Below are 19456 nucleotides of genomic sequence, written 5' to 3'. Positions count from 1 at the left end.
TCTTTATTCTTAACTTAATCTAACATCTGAAACCGATGCTCCTGCAGGAATCATTGGAAATACATTATCTTCTTTCTCTACACAAACCTCTAGGAAATAGGATTCTTTTGAAGCCATCATTTCCTTAACAGCCTCTTCCAATTCATCACGTTTGGTTACTTTTCTAGCTTTAATATAATACCCTTCAGCAATGGCTACAAAATTTGGATTTGTCATTTCTGTAGACGCGTAACGCTTATCGAAAAACAATTGTTGCCATTGGCGTACCATTCCTAAAAACTCATTGTTTAATACCACAATTTTCACAGCTGTTTTCTGCTGAAAAATAGTTCCTAACTCTTGAATATTCATTTGGTAACCACCATCTCCGATGATAGCTACAACCTCTCGTTCTGGTGCTGCCATTTTTGCACCTATAGCTGCTGGAAGTGCAAATCCCATAGTACCTAAACCTCCTGAAGTAATATTACTTTTTGAAACATTAAAATCAGCATATCTACAAGCAATCATTTGATGTTGACCTACATCTGAAACAATAGCTGCGTTTCCTTTACTTTCTATATTTATTTGCTTTAATACTTCGCCCATGGTTAATCCTTCTTTTGTAGGGTGAAGGTCGCCTTTAATTACTTTTTCAAATTCAATAGCATATAAATCTTTGAATTCTTGCAACCAAGACTCATGAGAGTTCTCATTTAAAGCGTCAGCAAGCATTGTTAAACTTTCTTTTGAATCTCCTAAAACAGCCACATCTGTTTTTACGTTTTTATCAATTTCCGCAGGGTCAATATCAAAATGAATGATTTTTGCTTGTTTTGCATAGGTATCTAATTTACCAGTTACACGATCGTCAAAACGCATTCCGATAGCAATTAACACATCACATTCATTTGTTAATTTGTTAGGCGCATAATTACCGTGCATTCCAACCATTCCTATATTTAATGGATGAGTTGTTGGTAATGCAGAAGCACCTAAAATAGTCCAAGCAGATGGAATACCGGCTTTTTCAATAACTGTTTTTAGTTCTTCTTCGGCTTGACCTAAAATAACACCTTGCCCCCAAACAATCATTGGTTTTTTAGCGTTATTAATCAATTCCGCAGCAGCACTAATAGACTCCTGACTCGTTTTTGGTATAGGATAATAACTCCTAACACCTGTACATTTTTCGTATTTAAAATCTAATTCTGAAACCTGAGCATCTTTAGTTATATCAACCAATACAGGTCCTGGACGTCCGCTTTTTGCAATATAAAATGCCTTTGCAAGAGCCGCAGGAATATCTTCTGCTTTGGTCACTTGACAATTCCATTTTGTTACCGGTGTAGAAATCCCAACAATATCAGTCTCTTGAAATGCATCACTTCCTAATAAATGTGAGAACACTTGTCCTGTAATACAAACAAGTGGTGTTGAATCTATTTGTGCATCAGCAATTCCAGTAATTAAATTGGTTGCTCCTGGTCCTGAAGTTGCCATAGCAACACCTACTTTTCCAGATATGCGTGCGTAACCTTGAGCTGCATGTGCAGCACCTTGTTCATGACGCGTTAAAACGTGATGAATTTTATCTTGAAACTTGTATAATTCATCATAAACAGGCATGATAGCTCCTCCCGGATATCCATAAAGAATATCAACGCCTTCTGCCATCAAACTTCTTACTATAGCTTCGCTACCTGATATCCGTTGTGTTTTTTCTGCCACTTCTGTTTTATTTGCGGTTTGTGTTTTCATATTCTCAACATTTAACGATGAGATTCCTGCCTTCGCAGGAATGACAATTTATTATGCATCGGTTACACAGCCTTTTGAAGCTGAAGCAACTGTTTTTGCATATTTATATAGTATTCCTTTTTTATGTTTTAACGCTGGTTGTAACCATTGTGCTTTTCTTTCTGCCAATTCTTCATCAGAAATCAACAAATTAATAGAGTTATCTTCTGCGCTAATTCTAATTTTATCTCCTGTTTTAACCAAACCAATAGCTCCTCCATTTTGTGCTTCTGGAGTAATGTGTCCTACTACAAAGCCATGAGTCCCGCCAGAGAATCTTCCATCTGTAATCAACGCTACAGATTTGCCCAAACCGGCACCCATAATTAGCGATGTTGGTTTTAACATTTCTGGCATTCCTGGACCCCCTTTAGGGCCTACATAACGAATGACGACTACATCACCTCTTTCAACTTCTCCGTTTGAAATCCCTGTGTTTGCTGCTTGCTCTCCATCATAAACCACTGCTTTACCTTCAAACAACAAACCTTCATTTCCAGAAATTTTAGCAACAGCTCCTTCTTCAGCAAGATTTCCATATAGAATCTGTAAGTTTCCAGATTTCTTTAATGCGTTTTCTTTTTGATAAACAATATCTTGTTCTTCAAACTCAATAGCTTCAACCTCAGCTAAATTTTCTGCTAATGTTTTACCAGTAACCGTCATACAATCGCCATGTAAATAGCCGTTTTCTAGAAGATATTTCATTATTGCAGGAATCCCTCCAATACTATGAACGTCTTCCATTAGGTATTTACCACTAGGTTTTAAATCGCCTATTAAAGGTGTTCTATCACTTACTCTTTGAAAATCTTCTAAAGTAAATTCTATATCAGCTGCATGCGCAATTGCTAAAAAGTGTAATACTGCATTTGTAGAACCTCCTAAAGCATTTACTAGTGTAATAGCATTTTCGATAGATTTTTTTTCAATAATGTCTAGAGGTTTTAAATCTAATTCTAAAAGATTTTTAATAGCTCTAGCTGTTCTTTCACTTTCAGATAATTTATTAGGATTTGTAGCAGGGATTGATGAGTTGTAAGGCAATGCAAAACCCATACATTCTATTGCCGAAGCCATAGTATTTGCTGTATACATACCTCCACAAGCTCCTGCTCCTGGAATTGCTCTTTTTATAATTTCTTTATATTCGGCTTCATCTATTTCACCAGCAACTTTCTGCCCCAAAGCTTCAAAAGCAGATACAATATTTAATTTTTTCCCTTTGTAAGATCCAGAAGCAGTAGATCCACCATACATCATTATTGAGGGTCTATTTAAACGCAACATAGACATTATAGCTCCAGGCATATTCTTATCACAACCAACAATAGCTACTAATGCATCATAGCTTTGTGCATTCATAACCGTTTCAATGGAATCAGCTATTATATCTCTAGATACTAAAGAATAATTCATACCCGAAGTTCCCATTGAAATACCATCACTAACACCTATAGTATTAAAACCTAAACCAACTAGTCCAGCAATATTACATTCAATTTTAACCTCATCTTTCAAACTATTTAAATGCATATTACACGGATTTCCATCGTACCCTGTACTTGCAATACCTACTTGAGCTTTACTCATATCTTCATCAGTCAATCCTGCTGCATATAACATGGCTTGAGATGCTGGCTGAGATTCATCTTGTGTTAACCTTCTACTATGTTTATTAAGTTCTTTCATATTTGTTGCAAAATATTTCGCTTATCTCCGGTTTTTATAACTATTCTATAGTTTTTTAATATTTTCTTTAGAAAATTGATAAACCTTCTAAAAAGATTACGAAATTATATTATTACTTCTTTAATTATTCTTTTTACCGTTTTTTAAGGTTAAATTCAGAGTTAGTAAAATTTATTTAAAAAACTGAATACCAGTATTTTAAATCATTATTTTTATGATGTCCAAAATGAAAAAAAAGTCCATAAAAAAAGCCTTCCAAATCTAGGAAAGCTCTTAAAATCTATTTTCTTTTTAATATACCCTTCCTTATTCATGTGAAATAATCACAATGACATTAATAGAAATAGTATTTAAAATTTGTTTTTTCATCTCGAGTCATACAAATATTTACAATTAAAACTATATAACCAACTTATTATCGAAAAAAAGAAAAATCGACTCACATATTCTTTTATTTTTTTATTTTTGCCGAAACAAATAATAGAGGAAAGATTTGACTGATTGCAACCTCTTTATACTTTTACAAAAAGTATAAAACAAAAATGCTAAAGGCAGTGAAAACTCCCTTCGACGTTATCGTCAAATCTTGCTTATAAAATTAAAAAAAATGGCTTATTTATTCACTTCAGAGAGTGTTTCTGAAGGACATCCAGACAAGGTAGCTGATCAGATTAGTGATGCGTTAATTGATAATTTTTTAGCATTTGATACTGAATCTAAAGTAGCTTGCGAAACTTTAGTTACAACTGGTCAAGTTGTACTCGCTGGAGAAGTGAAATCTACTACATATTTAGACGTTCAAAAAATAGCAAGAGATACTATAAATAAAATTGGTTATACCAAAGGTGAATATATGTTTGATGGAAATTCTTGTGGCGTTTTATCAGCAATTCATGAGCAATCTGAAGACATTAATCAAGGTGTAGATAGAGGTAGTAAAGAAGAGCAAGGAGCTGGTGATCAAGGTATGATGTTTGGTTATGCCACAAACGAAACTGAAAACTTTATGCCTTTGGCTTTAGATTTATCACATCGTATATTAATAGAATTGGCAGCTTTAAGAAGAGAAAATAAAGATATCACCTATTTAAGGCCAGATTCTAAAAGTCAAGTAACTATTGAATATAGCGATGATAATGTACCTCAACGTATTGATGCTATTGTAGTATCAACACAGCATGACGATTTTGATGAAGATGAAGCGATGCTTGCAAAAATCAGAAAAGACATTGTTGATATTTTAATCCCTAGAGTAGTTGCTAAACTCCCAGAGGCAATTCAAAAACTATTTAATTCAGATATTAAATACCACATTAACCCAACAGGAAAATTTGTAATTGGAGGCCCTCATGGAGACACAGGTTTAACAGGACGAAAAATTATTGTAGATACTTATGGCGGTAAAGGCGCGCATGGTGGAGGTGCTTTTTCTGGGAAAGACCCAAGTAAAGTAGATAGAAGTGCTGCTTATGCTACGCGTCATATTGCAAAAAACTTAGTTGCCGCAGGTGTTGCAGATGAAATTTTAGTACAAGTAAGTTATGCTATTGGTGTTGTAGAACCTATGGGGATTTTTGTAGATACTTATGGTACTTGCCCATTTAATTTAACTGATGGTGAAATTGCTGAAAAAGTATCTGAAATTTTTGATATGCGACCATTTGCTATTGAAGATCGATTAAAATTACGTTCGCCAATGTATAGTGAAACAGCTGCTTACGGACACATGGGACGCACTAATAGAACCGTTACTAAAACATTTTCTCAACCAAATGGAAACTCTAAAACTCTTGATGTAGAATTATTTACTTGGGAGAAATTAGATTATGTTGATAAAGTAAAAACAGCTTTTGGGTTGTAAAATTAAAAACCTAACCATATTAATAAAAGACCGCTTTTACGAGTGGTCTTTTTTATTTTTAATAGTTTGACTTTGTAAAAATTTTCGGCTACCTTCGTTTAACGTCGGATATAAGTCATTAAAACGACGCATATCCGTAAAAACATTGGTATGTAATTGCCTGCGGCACGTAGAATCGCGTTTTGCAAACGCTGCCTTTCTACTAATTACATACCAACGTCCACTGTTTGTCGCACCTCGCCAATTTTGTGTATATTTAGTCGAGTCTACGAGAACTCCTCACGAAACTACACACAACATAGTGTATAGCGAATGAGGCGCAACAATGGCTTCCCGTGAGGCGCGCCTCACTACGCCATACACAGTGGACGTTAAACGAACTCATTAAAAATAAAACCCAAAACTACCCGTAATACCAAATTTTCTAGCATCAGGATACACTACTTTATCTTTATAATTTCCTCTAAAATTAAAGTCTATTCTGAACACTTTAAAAATATTACCAATACCTAAACTGTATTCGTAATAAGGCTCATTTGATGGTGCAACCAACTGAATATTGTTTGGGTTACTAGGAACATTATTTAAGGCTATGTTTTCATCCGAAATATTCCCCATAACACCTCTTACACTTACAATTTCACGAAGATTTAATTTCCTTAAAAAAGGCACTCTAGAGAACAAGCGCCCGTTAAAATTATGTTCAAAATGAAACGATGCATACGTATCAGACACAAACTCATAAAAATCAAGTTGAGAAAAGGTATTATATATTGAAAAGTAAGTTTGATTCCCTGGAATAACACTTAACAACCCTAAAGGCACTTCACCAAACGTTTTACCAGCTTCAATGGTGGTATTCAACCTACCAAAACCACCCATTTGCCATGGCTTCGTGAATGAAAATTGCACTTTAGTATAATCAAAATCGCTATTAAAAATACTTTTATCACCTCTGGTTATTTGAGCAAATACGCGTGAGTAATAATCATTAGCAATTTTACGCTCTACTCCAAAACCTGTCATTTTTCTTCCTGGGAAATAAGATAACGATAAACTGGTTTCGTATTGTTTAATCTCAGAGGCAATTCCTGTTGGTGTATTATAATCTAAACTAAATGTTGGAGAAGCCGATTCTAAAGTTCTGTAGTTTCCGCCTAATCTAAAAATAACATTGCGCCAAGGTTCTGCTTCAACAGCTAAACTGGTTAAATTAATGCTGGTTAATTTATCATTAGCACCTGTTCCCACAACTGAAGACGACGCTAAACTACGGCCTAAAACATCTGTACTTGTGGTTAAACTTGCACCTATTTGTTCTACATCGCGCCTATTTCCTCCTGAAATAATAAGTCGGCTCTTTTTATCGAGCAACCACTTTCCTGAGATACCATATTTAAACTTATCATCTTTAAATCCGTATGCTAGAAAACCTTCCAAACGCCATAAATCATTTGGTCCAAAATAGGTTCTTCCACCTGTTCTTAAACGTAGTCCTTCCACTTCATTAAATCCGAAGGTTGAAAAAACAGGACCATAATCTAAAGGCAACGAATTAAACTCAATATAACCTGATGCCAAAATGCTTCCTAAATTATAAAGGCGCTTAAACTTTTTAACGGTTTTTAAAGTATCTAACATTTTATAGACACCTTGTTCGTCTTTGTTTAGTTTTTCAAGTCTGTTTTCAGACCAAAATGTCTCATCTCGATTATAAACATCTTTATCATAATTATAAACTTCAGTTTCGTAGAATTTTTTACCCTTCTGAATATCAAACTTATAATTATTATATAAAGTGGTTCGTTTACCATAAACACCACGAGATTTTTCTTTTTTATTAAATGCGAAATCTGATAACATATAATCTCTTGTTACCAAGAAAAGAGAATCGTTTAATACTTCAAATTCTTGCTCAATATAAATCTCTTTTACCCAGTTTATATTGGCACTTTTTGAGGCTTGAAGGTTTATTTCTTTAATAGCATAGGTAGTATCTGCTACCCAAAAATCACCTTTAAATGTCAATTCATTTTTTCGTCTTGGGTAATAAATAATATTATAACACCACTTATTATCTACAAAAGCACTATCAGACAGCACATAATTATAGGTACTGATTCCAGTTTTTGATAATGGACTCACAAAGCTCTTATCAAAAAACTTAAGGTAATTATCGTAAACACTAAAATCTGAATATAAATCATCTACAAAATCAATAATGACTTGATTATCACTGAAACCAGAATTTTTATTTCCTTGTAAATCTTCTTTGGTTTTATTGATAATATTATCACCATAAACTTTAGAAACCGCCTCGTTTATAAAAATGGGCAAGTATGTTTTTCCTGTTACTTTTGAGGTATCAACTTCTTCAAAAACAAACTCCATCCCCCTAAATAACTTACTTTTAATTAGAGCACTATCTATAGTATTTAAATCGAACTCTACTTTTTCGTATTTATCATATTGATATTGGTTGAATTGCTTTAAACCATTACTACGCTTATTTGCCCAAATTTTACGTAATAAATCAATTGCAGGATTATTCTTTTTAGATTGTTTACCAGATACAATAACCACCGCATCCAATTGTGCGGTTTCCTCCTTAAGTGTGAATTTTAAATTGTAATTAACTTTTTTATCTAAAGAAATAATTAAAGTTTCATAACCTATAAACGAAACTGTTAGAGCTTCCCAGGTTTCATCTGATTCTAAATAGAATTTTCCATTTTCATTTGTAATAGTACCTTGTGTAGAACCTTTGAAAATTACATTTGCGAAAGAAATAGGTTCATTTAACTCATCAAACACATAACCACTTACTTTGGTTTGCGCAAAAACGGAAGATATTCCGAGGAAGAAAAGGGCAATAATTAATTTTATATTCATAATACAAAAAAAACTTCATCAACAATCGTGCTAATGAAGTTTCTATAACGTAAAAAGTTATCTTTTATTTGTAAAGTACTTTCTTTACAGCTTTAATTACATCTTCATAATCAGGTAACCATTCTTTCAATAAAACTGGAGAATACGGTGCTGGTGTATCAGCTGTGTTAATTTTTACAACTGGAGCATCTAAATAATCAAAAGCTTCAGACTGCACTAAATAAGTAATTTCAGTAGCTACATTTCCAAAAGGCCATGCTTCTTCTAAAACCACCAGTCTGTTTGTTTTCTTTACAGATTCCACAATGGCTTTTCTATCCATTGGGCGAACCGTACGTAAATCTATAATCTCACAAGAAATACCTTCTTTTTCTAATTCATCAGCAGCTTTGTATGCTTCTTTGATAATTTTACCAAAAGACACAATCGTTACATCTGTTCCTTCACGTTTTGTTTCAGCAACACCAATTGGAATAATATATTCCCCTTCTGGTACTTCACCTTTATCACCATACATCTGCTCAGATTCCATAAAAATAACTGGATCATCATCACGAATAGCAGCTTTTAATAAACCTTTTGCATCATAAGGATTTGATGGCACAACTACTTTTAAACCTGGTGTGTTAGCAAACCAATTCTCAAAAGCTTGTGAGTGTGTAGCACCTAATTGACCAGCAGAAGCTGTAGGACCACGAAAAACAATAGGACATTTAAATTGCCCACCTGACATTTGTCTGATTTTCGCAGCATTATTTATTATTTGATCAATCCCAACAAGAGAGAAATTAAAGGTCATGTATTCTACAATTGGCCTATTACCAGTCATTGTAGAACCAATAGCTATACCTGCAAAACCAAGTTCAGCAATTGGTGTATCAATAACACGTTTAGCACCAAACTCATCTAACATCCCTTTTGATGCTTTATAAGCACCATTGTATTCTGCTACTTCCTCACCCATCAAATATACGCTTTCGTCTCTACGCATTTCTTCGCTCATCGCTTCGCAAATAGCTTCTCTAAATTGAATTGTCTTCATTAAAATTTATTTTAATTCGAATTGCAAAAATAGTAATTATTCACCACAAATTTGATAAAATTTAATATCAGAACAGATAAATTTTGTTATTTTTTCGTACATTCATTTTGATTTAAAAATTAAAAATGAAACACAACTACTTTATTCTTCTATTTTTAACCGTTTCTTTTTTTGGATTTGCTCAAACTACTATTTTGTGTGAAGGAGTTTCTACTTATTTAAAGTTTGAAAGTGAAGAATATGTGCCAAGTGTAACAGAAAATGACGACGGTACATTTACATTATTATTTTCTGAAGATTACATAACTAACATTTTCGCTAAGTATGAAATTTACGAAATTAGACATGTATTCGCTTCAAGCAATAGTGAAAGTCTTCAAAACATGTATGTTCTAAATTTTGATTCACAAAACCTAATTATTGAATCTCAACAAAATGTATCAAGTGATATATTTTATTTTCCTCATTATCCATTAGACAATTCGAATACTGCAATCATTACTGAAGAAATAATTTCTACACTTGATGGAAATAGTTTTTATGTTACAAAATATAATTCTATTGGAGAGGGTAGTTATAGTGAACCAATGCAAAATGTTCCAGAAGATTTTAAATTAAAGGTTACATTTAATTATGATATAAGTAAAGGTATTCTCTATGCCGAGAATGATGGTGTTTCTCCCTGTGGTAATGAATTTTCAATTGGCTTATTTGGTGTAACAGATTATACTGATGCATCTAATGAATTTGAGGGTTTAAACCTTTGGGAAACTATGTCAATAACAACAAGTCCTTCTGAATATTCACAACCATGTCATAACATTGAATATATTTTATACTATACATTAGGTCTCTGTCCTAGTCCCGATTTTTCTTTTCCTACATACGTAGAAATTGACAAGAGCGAGGAGGCAAGTCGTGTTACTTTAAGAAAAGATACTGCGGTTTTCGGTCAAGAAGTTATTGAATTATCGCAATCCCTTCTATCAATAAAGGAAAATAGCTTCGAACAAATAAAACTTATCACTTCAAAAAACAATCAATACCCTAGATTTACTAACCTCAAAAATTCCAAATATTATATAGAAGTCTTTTCTATTCTAGGTGAAAAAATCATTAAAAAGACATTATATCAAAAAAACACTATTAGTTTAAATTCTTTCCAAAGTGGTTTATACATTATTAAGTTATATAACTCTAATAATGACTATAAAACATTCAAATACCAAAATTAACATCTCTTTTATCCAATGAATTCGAATTATTCTGAATATTTACTATGCATGCATAGTAAATATTCAGAATAAAATAATTAACTTCGTACACTGAAAAAAATAAGACATTTTAATACATAAAAATTATGAAAATATTAGTGTGTATAAGTCACGTACCAGATACAACTTCAAAGATTAATTTTAGTGATGACAACACTAAATTTGATACTACTGGCGTGCAATTTGTTATTAACCCAAATGATGAATTTGGTTTAACACGTGCTATGTGGTTTAAAGAAAAACAAGGTGCTCAAGTTACTGTTGTAAATGTTGGTGGCGCTGAGACAGAACCTACACTTCGTAAAGCCCTAGCTATTGGAGCCGATGATGCTATAAGAGTAAATACCCCTGCAACAGATGGATTTTCTGTAGCTAAACAGTTAACTAGTGTTATTAATAGTGGTGGTTACGATTTAGTAATTGCAGGAAGAGAATCTATTGACTATAATGGCGGTATGGTTCCTGGAATGATTGCTGGATTAACCAATGCAAATTTTGTAAATAATTGTATTGGGTTAGAAGTAGATGGTACTTCAGCGAAAGCAGTAAGAGAAATTGATGGTGGTAAAGAGACTGTTTCAACATCACTACCATTAGTTATTGGAGGGCAAAAAGGTTTGGTTGAAGAAAGTGATTTACGAATTCCAAACATGAGAGGTATTATGATGGCTCGTAAAAAGCCTTTAAATGTTGTTGAACCTGTTGGAACTAGTGCTGAAACAGCTTCTGTTTCATTTGAAAAACCCACTCCAAAAGGCGCGGTTACATTAGTTTCTCCAGATAATATAGATGAATTAGTAAACTTGCTTCATAACGAAGCTAAAGTGATTTAAAAAATATAGAATATGTCAGTTTTAGTATATACAGAATCAGAACAAGGTGCTTTCAAAAAAGCAGCTTTTGAGGTAGCTTCTTATGCAAAAGCGGTTGCTAATCAATTAGGAACAACTGTTACAGCTGTTGCTATAAATGTAAATGACGTCTCTGCTTTAGGTAATTATGGTGTAGATAAAGTTTTAAATATCTCAAATACGCAACTTGATAACTTTAATGCAAATGCCTATGCTTCTGCCATTAAAGAAGCTGCTGAGAAAGAAAGCGCACAAGTTGTTGTAGTTAGTTCTACGGCAGATAGCAAATATTTAGCGCCATTATTAGCAGTAAGTTTAAATGCAGGTTATACATCAAATGTTGTTGAAGCACCATCTAGTAAAAGTCCGTTCACTGTTAAAAGAACAGCTTTTACTAATAAAGCTTTTGAAATGACTCAAATTAACACAGCTATAAAGATTGTAGGTGTTTCTAATAATGCATTTGGTTTGGTTGAAAATACTGGTAGTGCTTCAGCGGAAGATTTCTCACCTTCAATTCCAGATTTAGGTGTAACCGTTGAATCAGTTGATAAAGCTACAGATAAAGTAACTATTGCCGATGCAGAAATTGTAGTTTCTGGTGGCCGTGGTTTAAAAGGTCCTGAAAACTGGGACATGATTGAAGAGCTTGCAGATGTTTTAGGAGCTGCAACAGCATGCTCAAAACCAGTTTCTGATTTAGGTTGGAGACCTCATAGTGAGCACGTAGGGCAAACAGGTAAGCCTGTAGCATCAAACTTATATATTGCTATTGGAATTTCGGGAGCTATTCAGCATTTAGCTGGTATTAATGCTTCTAAAGTAAAAGTAGTTATCAATACTGATTCTGAAGCGCCTTTCTTTAAGGCTGCGGATTATGGTGTAGTTGGTGACGCTTTTCAAGTAGTTCCAGAACTTATTGAAAAATTAAAAGCATTTAAAGCACAACAATAATTTTTGTGTAGTACTATAGAACTGCTTAAATTAGCATTTTGACTTAATATGCCTTGTGCAGTTGGTAAAGTTCTAATTTAAGTAGTTCTTTGCGTTTTTATAAATTATGAGTTTAGTAAAATTAAATATAAAAGGCATATCCTATAGCCAAACCCAAAATGGCGCCTATGCCTTAATTCTAAATGAAGTTGATGGTGATCGTAAACTTCCTATAGTTATTGGTGCTTTTGAAGCACAATCTATCGCTATTGCTTTAGAGAAAGAAATTAGTCCACCAAGACCTTTAACACACGATTTATTCAAAAATTTTGCAGATCGTTTTGACGTTGTTGTAAAGCAAGTTATTATACATAAGTTAGTTGATGGTGTTTTTTACTCCAGTTTAATTTGCGAACGAGATAAGATTGAAGAAATAATCGATGCCAGAACAAGTGACGCTATAGCTTTAGCACTTCGTTTTCAAGCACCCATTTTTACTTATAAAAACATTCTTGATAAAGCAGGTATTTACTTAAAAGTAAATCCTAAAAAGGAAGATGAAGAAGATGATGCTCAAGACAGTATTTTAATGGATGAATTGGTTGCTAATGAATTGGAGCCAAACGAACCTCGAGAAAACTACCAAGGAAAAACTTTAGAAGAACTTCAAACTTTACTTGAAGAAGCGGTTGCTAATGAAGATTATGAAAAAGCAGCTCATATTCGTGATGAAATCTCAAAACGAGAATAACTCTTAATTTTTATTATGAAAAAGCTGTTTTTGATTATTGTAGCTGTATTTTTTTGCTTTACATCTACAACCTTAGCTCAAAATTTAGAAAAAACAGCACCTTCAGAAGCTATTGAAACTATTTCGAATTCTGAAACTATTTTAATAGATTCAACAACCGTAGATTTTTCAGAAAAAGAAATTGTTACTGTTTCTGAAATGCATTCAAAAAAACAAACAAGTAGTGCCATTATACCCAGTCAAGGTTTCTCTATAAATAGCTTGTGGCGTGGTGTTTTAGGAATGATAACCTTAGTATTTGTAGCCTTTCTTTTTAGTAGTAATAGAAAAGCTATAAATTGGAAAATTGTGGGTATTGGTTTAGCCTTTCAACTCCTTATTGCTATTGGGGTTTTAAAAGTTGAATTTATTAAAACCATTTTTGAATTTATAGGTGGCTTATTTGTAAGTGTATTAGACTTTACAAGAGCTGGAAGCAAATTTTTGTTTGAAGGTTTAGTAGTAGATATGGATACCTTTGGATTCATTTTTGCCTTTCAAGTATTACCAACTATTATATTCTTTTCTGCATTAACATCTGTACTTTTCTATTTAGGAATCATTCAAAAAGTAGTAAAAGCCATGGCGTGGTTACTTTCTAAAGCTTTAAAAATATCAGGAGCAGAAAGTTTAAGTGTTGCAGGAAATATATTTTTAGGGCAAACCGAAGCGCCACTTTTAATTAAGGCTTATTTGGAGAAAATGAATAAGTCCGAAATGCTACTTGTTATGATTGGAGGGATGGCAACTGTTGCAGGAGCTGTTCTTGCTGCTTACATTGGCTTTCTTGGAGGTGATGATCCTGCTTTAAGATTATTTTACGCAAAACATTTATTAGCAGCATCAGTAATGGCAGCACCAGGTGCTATAGTTATTTCTAAAATATTATATCCTCAAACCGAAGACGTCAACACAGATGTTTCTGTATCACAAGAAAAAATAGGTTCCAACTTTTTAGATGCTATTGCTAACGGAACCACCGAAGGATTAAAATTGGCTGTAAATGTTGGTGCTATGCTTCTAGTATTTGTTGCATTTATTGCCATGTTTAATGGTATTTTAGGTTGGGTAGGCGATATAACTTCATTAAACGGATGGATAGCTTCCAATACAACTTACGAAAGTTTATCTCTGGAACTCTTACTAGGTTATATTTTTGCTCCACTTATGTGGCTTATTGGTGTTGCCAAAGAAGACATGGCTTTAATGGGACAACTATTAGGAATCAAATTAGCGGCTAGTGAATTTATAGGCTACATCCAGTTAAGAGATTTAAAAGAGGTATCAAATGCTGTACATCTTAATTATGAGAAATCTATAATCATGGCCACTTACATGCTTTGCGGTTTTGCAAATTTCGCATCTATTGGTATCCAAATTGGAGGTATTGGTTCGTTGGCTCCTGGGCAACGTAAAACTTTATCTAAATTTGGGATGAAAGCTCTTATTGGCGGTACAATTGCATCTTTAATTTCGGCTACTATTGCTGGAATGATTATAGGCTAGTGTCAATTTGCTACAGATAAATTATTTATTCTCAAAACAGAAAATCTCGTTAATAACTTTTTGATATCTATAAAGGTTAATAAACACAAATTATCTCTCTTTTTCTTTAATTTCGTTACCGCGATGAAATGAACCTCATTGCTACCCAATAACCTTTTAATTATTAGATTTCTGCATTCGCAGGAATATTGCTTATGAAACAATATCACGACTTAGTAAAACACGTTTTAGAAAACGGAAACGAAAAAGGAGACAGAACAGGTACAGGAACAAAAAGTGTATTTGGACACCAAATGCGTTTTGATTTGAGTGAAGGTTTCCCGATGGTTACAACTAAAAAACTGCATTTAAAATCTATTGTTTATGAGTTGCTTTGGTTTTTAAAAGGTGATACAAACACAAAATATCTTACTGAAAACGGCGTGCGTATTTGGAATGAATGGGCTGATGAAAATGGGGATTTAGGACCTGTTTACGGCCACCAATGGCGTAACTGGAACGATGATGAAATTGACCAAATTAAAGAAGTTATACATTCCTTGAAAAACAATCCAAATAGTCGTAGAATGTTGGTTTCTGCTTGGAATCCTTCAGTGTTACCTGATACTTCAAAAAGTTTTAGTGAGAATGTTGCAAATGGTAAAGCGGCGCTTCCACCTTGTCATGCATTTTTTCAGTTTTATGTAGCTAATGGAAAATTATCTTGTCAGCTTTACCAACGTAGTGCAGATATCTTTTTAGGGGTGCCTTTTAATATTGCATCATATGCTCTATTCACCATGATGATGGCACAAGTTTGTGGATACGAAGCTGGAGAATTTATTCACACATTTGGTGATGCCCATATTTATAGTAACCATTATGAACAGTTAGAATTACAATTATCTAGAGATATTCGTCCGTTACCAAAAATGATTCTTAATCCTGAAATTAAAGATATTTTTGATTTTGATTTTGACGATTTCACTTTGGTTGATTATAACCCACATCCGCATATTAAAGGAATAGTGGCTGTTTAAAAAATGCATAAAAATAAAAGCACCTCAATTGAGGTGCTTTTATTTTTTTAAACTATAACGTCTATGCATTTATAACACTATTTTCAGCTCCTGCATAGTCATTCCAAGCATAAGCATCAGCAGCTTCATCGTTTACGTAAACACCGTCAACAATGTATTTAAACTCGTAAGAACTACCTGCATCTAAATCAACAGTACCTTTAAAAGTTCCGTTTTTTAATTTCTTTAATGGTGCTTTTTTAGCATTCCATTCGTTGAAAGATCCAACAACTGATACTTTCTTTGCGTCTTCAGCAGGTAAAGAAAAAGTTACTTTACAAACTGGTTTACTTTTTAAAAATTGTTTTTTAATAGCCATAATATTATTATTTAAATATGTTTTTTTTTCGTTTATAACACTGCAAATTTATAAACTATTTGAAACCCTAACTACTTAAAACTCTTTACTTTCAAAAAATTATTAATTTGATAATATGTGTTCTACAAAAAAATAAAGTAGACAAAAATTTAGCTAAAATTTTATATAATTAACAATCTAAAAATTTCGTTTTTAATCTGATTATCAGTACTTTTTAAAGCTAAAACGTTATCGTAAAGGCTATATAGTTAAGTATTTCTAAATCGTATAAAATATCACTAAAAAGGATTAACTTTACACACCTTATATTACTAATATGTTTGGAAAAAAGAAACCCATACCACAGATAGATAAAAACCAATTAGAGCTCATTGAAAATGCTCAAAAACGCATTAAACAAAAGAAGCGTCTGTATGTGCATTTTGTTATCTTTTTAATTGGTGCTGTTTTTTTAATTGTGGCTAATACCGTTTTAGGCATAGGTAAAGACTTTACACTTTTTGGGATAAATTGGTTTGTTTTTGCCATACTTATTTGGTTATTCTTTTTTCTATACCATCTTTTTAATGTATTTGTTACTCATAAATTTATGGGTAAAGCTTGGGAAAAAGAACAGCTTGATAAATTGGTTTCCAAACAACAACAGCGTATTGATAAACTTAAAGCGGGTTTTGAAAAAGAAGAAAAACTTATGGCGCAAAGCGAAGTGTATTCAGAATCGAATGCAGAACCTAAAAAACTACAATCTGAGCTTACTATTATTGTTGCTGCAGCAGAAAACAATGCCATTGGGTTAGGAAATAAACTCATTTGGCATTTAAGTGATGATTTGAAGCGTTTTAAATCGCTTACCAACGGGCACCATATTATTATGGGACGTAAAACTTTTGAAAGTTTCCCGAAGCCTTTACCCAACAGAACACATGTTGTTATTACAAGACAGAAAGATTATGAAGCTCCTGAGGGTGTTATAATTGTACATAATTTAGAGGATGCTATTGATGCTTCAAAAAGTGATTCGCAGCCGTTTATTATTGGTGGTGGTCAAATTTATAAACAAGCTATGACCATTGCAGATAAAATTGAATTAACACGTGTGCATCATGATTTTGATGCAGACACTTTTTTTCCTGAGATAGATGCTTCGGTTTGGAAAGAAACTGCAAATGTGTTCCATAAAAAAGACGATAATCATGATTATGAGTTTTCGTTTTTGACTTATGAGCGAAAATAATTATGAAACAAGCCATAAGAATTTTAATAATTTTCATAACCCTAGTTAGTTATAGTCAACAAAATAAAAAACCAATTTATTTTTATTTTGAAAACAAAAAAATCTCTAAAAAACAGTTTAAATCTCTAGCTAAGAAAAAAGTTATAATTAAAACAATAGAAAACGATACCGCAATAATTAAAAGTAGTTATTTACGTAAAAAAATTACTAAAATAGATTCAGTTAGTCATACTCAAATTAATACCTTTTTAAAGAAAATTATTGGCAAAGATTTCAATATTGAAAATAAAACAATGATTCATCTTTATAGAAAAAACAACAATAAAATTAATAAAGATTCTGAGTACAAAAAATACTGGCAATGGATTAAACGTAATTCGCACAAATATCAGGCATATCTTGTAGGTACTAAAACTTCTGGAATAGAAGAAGACAAAGCAAACCATATTTATTTGGATAATTACAACTTACTAGAAAATTTATTTTTCAAAGATTCAGATTATGAAATCAATCATCTTCTTATAAAACCGAATAGAGAAGTTTATATTTATTTTGGACTTACAGACATTTTAGGTGTTTTAGATTCATCTGTAGATTAAATAAAAATATTTATTCACTTTTAATCTTAATTTCATTAAATGCAAAAAGAAATACAACTTCGTATTACACTTAAAGAGGAAGAACAGCCTAATATTTTAGTTTTAAAGTCTGCCATAAAACTAGATATTCATAGAAAAGATATTATTGGAATAAAAGTACTCAGAAAGTCTATTGATGCAAGGAAACCTAAAATTATTTTAAATTACAAAGTAGCGGTTTATATTAAAGAACCTGTTCCAGAAAACTCAGCATACACCTTTGAATATAAAGACGTTTCTAAAGCTAAACCCATCCATATTATTGGTTTTGGTCCTGCAGGCATGTATGCTGCCTTACGCTGTATAGAACTTGGTTTTAAACCCATTGTTTTAGAGCGTGGTAAAAATGTTCAAGACCGTCGTAGAGATTTAAAAGCCATCAATCAAGATCATTTTGTAAACGAAGATTCTAATTATTGTTTTGGCGAAGGTGGCGCAGGAACTTACAGTGATGGCAAGCTATATACAAGAAGTTTAAAACGTGGCGATGTGCGTCGTATTTTCGAAAATTTGGTATATCATGGCGCAACCGATCAGATTTTAGTAGATGCGCACCCCCATATTGGCACAAATAAGTTACCAAAAGTGGTTCAGAATATCCGTGAAACCATTCTTAAATTTGGTGGTGAAATTCATTTTGAAACTCGTGTTACAGATTTCATTATAAAGCATAATAAAATAACAGCAATCCAATTTAAAAATGGCGAAGAAATGCCTGTTGAAAACGTCATTTTAGCAACAGGACATTCGGCTCGAGACATTTTTCATTTACTTAATAAAAAAGACATTGTTATTGAAGCAAAATCCTTTGCCATGGGCGTTCGTGTTGAGCATCCGCAACATATTATCGATTCTATTCAATATCATTGTTCTGGCGAGCGACACGAATTACTTCCTGCGGCTTCTTATGGTTTAGTACAACAGGTAAAAGACCGAGGTGTTTACTCCTTTTGCATGTGCCCCGGCGGGTTTATTGTGCCTGCAGCAACAGCCAATGGAGAGGTAGTTGTAAATGGTATGTCTCCTTCAAAACGAAATAATTTGTATGCCAATTCGGGTATTGTTGTAGAAATTAATGTCGATACCGACTTGCCCAAATACGAAAAATTCGGTCCCTTAAAAGGACTCGAATATCAAAAGAATTTAGAACGTTTAGCATTCACATCTGGAGGCAGAAGTCAAGTAGCTCCCGCACAACGACTAACCGATTTTGTTGAGGGTAGGTTATCACCAGAATTAAATGACACTTCCTATCAACCAGGTTTAAAATCTGCACCATTGCATTCCTTATTACCCAAATTTATTGGTGGTAGACTTAGAAAAGGCTTTGAAGCTTTTGGTAAAAAAATGAAAGGTTATTATACTGAACAAGCTAATATAGTTGGTGTGGAATCTAGAACCTCATCCCCAGTTTCTATTCCAAGAAACGAACAATTGCAACATCCTCAAATATCTAATTTGTTTCCTTGTGGTGAAGGTGGAGGTTATGCCGGTGGTATCATATCAGCAGCAATGGATGGAGAACGTTGTGCAGAAGCGGCAAGTAAAACAGTATAGTTATAATTTTATTTCTATTTTTGCAGCACA

Annotated in this window: 15 protein-coding genes; 10 read left to right on the top strand and 5 right to left on the bottom strand. The window is 33.0% G+C overall.

Annotated features, from left to right (window positions below; genetic code table 11):
• Positions 1 to 9 precede the first annotated feature (9 nt).
• Positions 10 to 1740 (bottom strand): biosynthetic-type acetolactate synthase large subunit, encoded by a 1731-nt coding sequence (gene ilvB, locus DIS18_RS07065; RefSeq protein WP_109352291.1) that lies wholly within the window; start codon positions 1738 to 1740, stop codon positions 10 to 12.
• Between the two features lie 51 nt (positions 1741 to 1791).
• A complete protein-coding gene (gene ilvD / locus DIS18_RS07060) occupies positions 1792 to 3471 on the bottom strand; it encodes a dihydroxy-acid dehydratase (RefSeq protein WP_109352290.1) in 1680 nt (559 codons plus the stop codon).
• A gap of 607 nt (positions 3472 to 4078) precedes the next feature.
• Here ilvD and metK point away from each other — a divergent pair.
• The gene (metK, locus tag DIS18_RS07055) at positions 4079 to 5332 is read left to right on the top strand and encodes a methionine adenosyltransferase (protein ID WP_109352616.1); all 1254 of its coding nucleotides are present in this window, start codon (positions 4079 to 4081) and stop codon (positions 5330 to 5332) included.
• Between the two features lie 384 nt (positions 5333 to 5716).
• Here the strand turns inward: metK and DIS18_RS07050 are convergent, their stop codons facing one another.
• Positions 5717 to 8224, bottom strand: a complete 2508-nt coding sequence (locus DIS18_RS07050) for a DUF5686 and carboxypeptidase-like regulatory domain-containing protein (protein WP_109352289.1) — start codon at positions 8222 to 8224, stop codon at positions 5717 to 5719.
• A 64-nt stretch (positions 8225 to 8288) separates the two neighbouring features.
• Entirely contained in the window at positions 8289 to 9266 is a 978-nt protein-coding gene (locus DIS18_RS07045; RefSeq protein ID WP_109352288.1) for a pyruvate dehydrogenase complex E1 component subunit beta, read from the bottom strand.
• A gap of 125 nt (positions 9267 to 9391) precedes the next feature.
• Here DIS18_RS07045 and DIS18_RS07040 point away from each other — a divergent pair, with 125 nt between their 5' ends.
• The 6 genes from DIS18_RS07040 to DIS18_RS07015 all read left to right on the top strand — a co-directional run bounded on the left by DIS18_RS07040 (position 9392) and on the right by DIS18_RS07015 (position 15639).
• Complete coding sequence (locus tag DIS18_RS07040) at positions 9392 to 10501, top strand: T9SS type A sorting domain-containing protein (RefSeq protein WP_109352287.1); 1110 nt, start codon at positions 9392 to 9394, stop codon at positions 10499 to 10501.
• A gap of 125 nt (positions 10502 to 10626) precedes the next feature.
• A complete protein-coding gene (locus tag DIS18_RS07035; protein WP_109352286.1) occupies positions 10627 to 11373 on the top strand; it encodes an electron transfer flavoprotein subunit beta/FixA family protein in 747 nt (248 codons plus the stop codon).
• 12 nt (positions 11374 to 11385) lie between these two features.
• On the top strand, positions 11386 to 12345 hold the full coding sequence (locus DIS18_RS07030) for an electron transfer flavoprotein subunit alpha/FixB family protein (RefSeq protein ID WP_109352285.1): 960 nt from the start codon (positions 11386 to 11388) through the stop codon (positions 12343 to 12345).
• Positions 12346 to 12451: 106 nt separating this feature from the next.
• Positions 12452 to 13075: a bifunctional nuclease family protein gene (locus DIS18_RS07025; protein WP_109352284.1), complete on the top strand. Its 624-nt coding sequence runs from the start codon at positions 12452 to 12454 to the stop codon at positions 13073 to 13075.
• 198 nt (positions 13076 to 13273) lie between these two features.
• Positions 13274 to 14620, top strand: coding sequence for a NupC/NupG family nucleoside CNT transporter (locus DIS18_RS07020; RefSeq protein ID WP_425428174.1), 1347 nt, complete (start codon positions 13274 to 13276; stop codon positions 14618 to 14620).
• A 194-nt stretch (positions 14621 to 14814) separates the two neighbouring features.
• Entirely contained in the window at positions 14815 to 15639 is an 825-nt protein-coding gene (locus DIS18_RS07015; RefSeq protein ID WP_109352282.1) for a thymidylate synthase, read from the top strand.
• A 61-nt stretch (positions 15640 to 15700) separates the two neighbouring features.
• Here the strand turns inward: DIS18_RS07015 and DIS18_RS07010 are convergent, their stop codons facing one another.
• Entirely contained in the window at positions 15701 to 15997 is a 297-nt protein-coding gene (locus DIS18_RS07010) for an isoamylase early set domain-containing protein (protein ID WP_109352281.1), read from the bottom strand.
• A 316-nt stretch (positions 15998 to 16313) separates the two neighbouring features.
• Here DIS18_RS07010 and DIS18_RS07005 point away from each other — a divergent pair, with 316 nt between their 5' ends.
• The 3 genes from DIS18_RS07005 to DIS18_RS06995 are packed head-to-tail and all read left to right on the top strand — an operon-like array spanning position 16314 to position 19426.
• On the top strand, positions 16314 to 17231 hold the full coding sequence (locus DIS18_RS07005; protein WP_109352280.1) for a dihydrofolate reductase: 918 nt from the start codon (positions 16314 to 16316) through the stop codon (positions 17229 to 17231).
• A 2-nt stretch (positions 17232 to 17233) separates the two neighbouring features.
• On the top strand, positions 17234 to 17830 hold the full coding sequence (locus DIS18_RS07000) for a hypothetical protein (RefSeq protein ID WP_109352279.1): 597 nt from the start codon (positions 17234 to 17236) through the stop codon (positions 17828 to 17830).
• A 39-nt stretch (positions 17831 to 17869) separates the two neighbouring features.
• Complete coding sequence (locus tag DIS18_RS06995) at positions 17870 to 19426, top strand: NAD(P)/FAD-dependent oxidoreductase (RefSeq protein ID WP_109352278.1); 1557 nt, start codon at positions 17870 to 17872, stop codon at positions 19424 to 19426.
• Positions 19427 to 19456 lie beyond the last annotated feature (30 nt).

Origin of the sequence: Algibacter marinivivus (assembly GCF_003143755.1) — a bacterium.
Classification (GTDB): Bacteria; Bacteroidota; Bacteroidia; order Flavobacteriales; family Flavobacteriaceae; genus Algibacter_B; species Algibacter_B marinivivus.
This window is presented reverse-complemented; position numbering and strand designations above follow the sequence as displayed.

Coding starts and splice junctions, on each gene's coding strand:
- ilvB (WP_109352291.1), bottom strand. CDS start 1,740: ATGAAAACACAAACCGCAAATAAAACAGAAGTGGCAGAAAAAACACAA.
- ilvD (WP_109352290.1), bottom strand. CDS start 3,471: ATGAAAGAACTTAATAAACATAGTAGAAGGTTAACACAAGATGAATCT.
- metK (WP_109352616.1), top strand. CDS start 4,079: ATGGCTTATTTATTCACTTCAGAGAGTGTTTCTGAAGGACATCCAGAC.
- DIS18_RS07050 (WP_109352289.1), bottom strand. CDS start 8,224: ATGAATATAAAATTAATTATTGCCCTTTTCTTCCTCGGAATATCTTCC.
- DIS18_RS07045 (WP_109352288.1), bottom strand. CDS start 9,266: ATGAAGACAATTCAATTTAGAGAAGCTATTTGCGAAGCGATGAGCGAA.
- DIS18_RS07040 (WP_109352287.1), top strand. CDS start 9,392: ATGAAACACAACTACTTTATTCTTCTATTTTTAACCGTTTCTTTTTTT.
- DIS18_RS07035 (WP_109352286.1), top strand. CDS start 10,627: ATGAAAATATTAGTGTGTATAAGTCACGTACCAGATACAACTTCAAAG.
- DIS18_RS07030 (WP_109352285.1), top strand. CDS start 11,386: ATGTCAGTTTTAGTATATACAGAATCAGAACAAGGTGCTTTCAAAAAA.
- DIS18_RS07025 (WP_109352284.1), top strand. CDS start 12,452: ATGAGTTTAGTAAAATTAAATATAAAAGGCATATCCTATAGCCAAACC.
- DIS18_RS07020 (WP_425428174.1), top strand. CDS start 13,274: ATGCATTCAAAAAAACAAACAAGTAGTGCCATTATACCCAGTCAAGGT.
- DIS18_RS07015 (WP_109352282.1), top strand. CDS start 14,815: ATGAAACAATATCACGACTTAGTAAAACACGTTTTAGAAAACGGAAAC.
- DIS18_RS07010 (WP_109352281.1), bottom strand. CDS start 15,997: ATGGCTATTAAAAAACAATTTTTAAAAAGTAAACCAGTTTGTAAAGTA.
- DIS18_RS07005 (WP_109352280.1), top strand. CDS start 16,314: ATGTTTGGAAAAAAGAAACCCATACCACAGATAGATAAAAACCAATTA.
- DIS18_RS07000 (WP_109352279.1), top strand. CDS start 17,234: ATGAAACAAGCCATAAGAATTTTAATAATTTTCATAACCCTAGTTAGT.
- DIS18_RS06995 (WP_109352278.1), top strand. CDS start 17,870: ATGCAAAAAGAAATACAACTTCGTATTACACTTAAAGAGGAAGAACAG.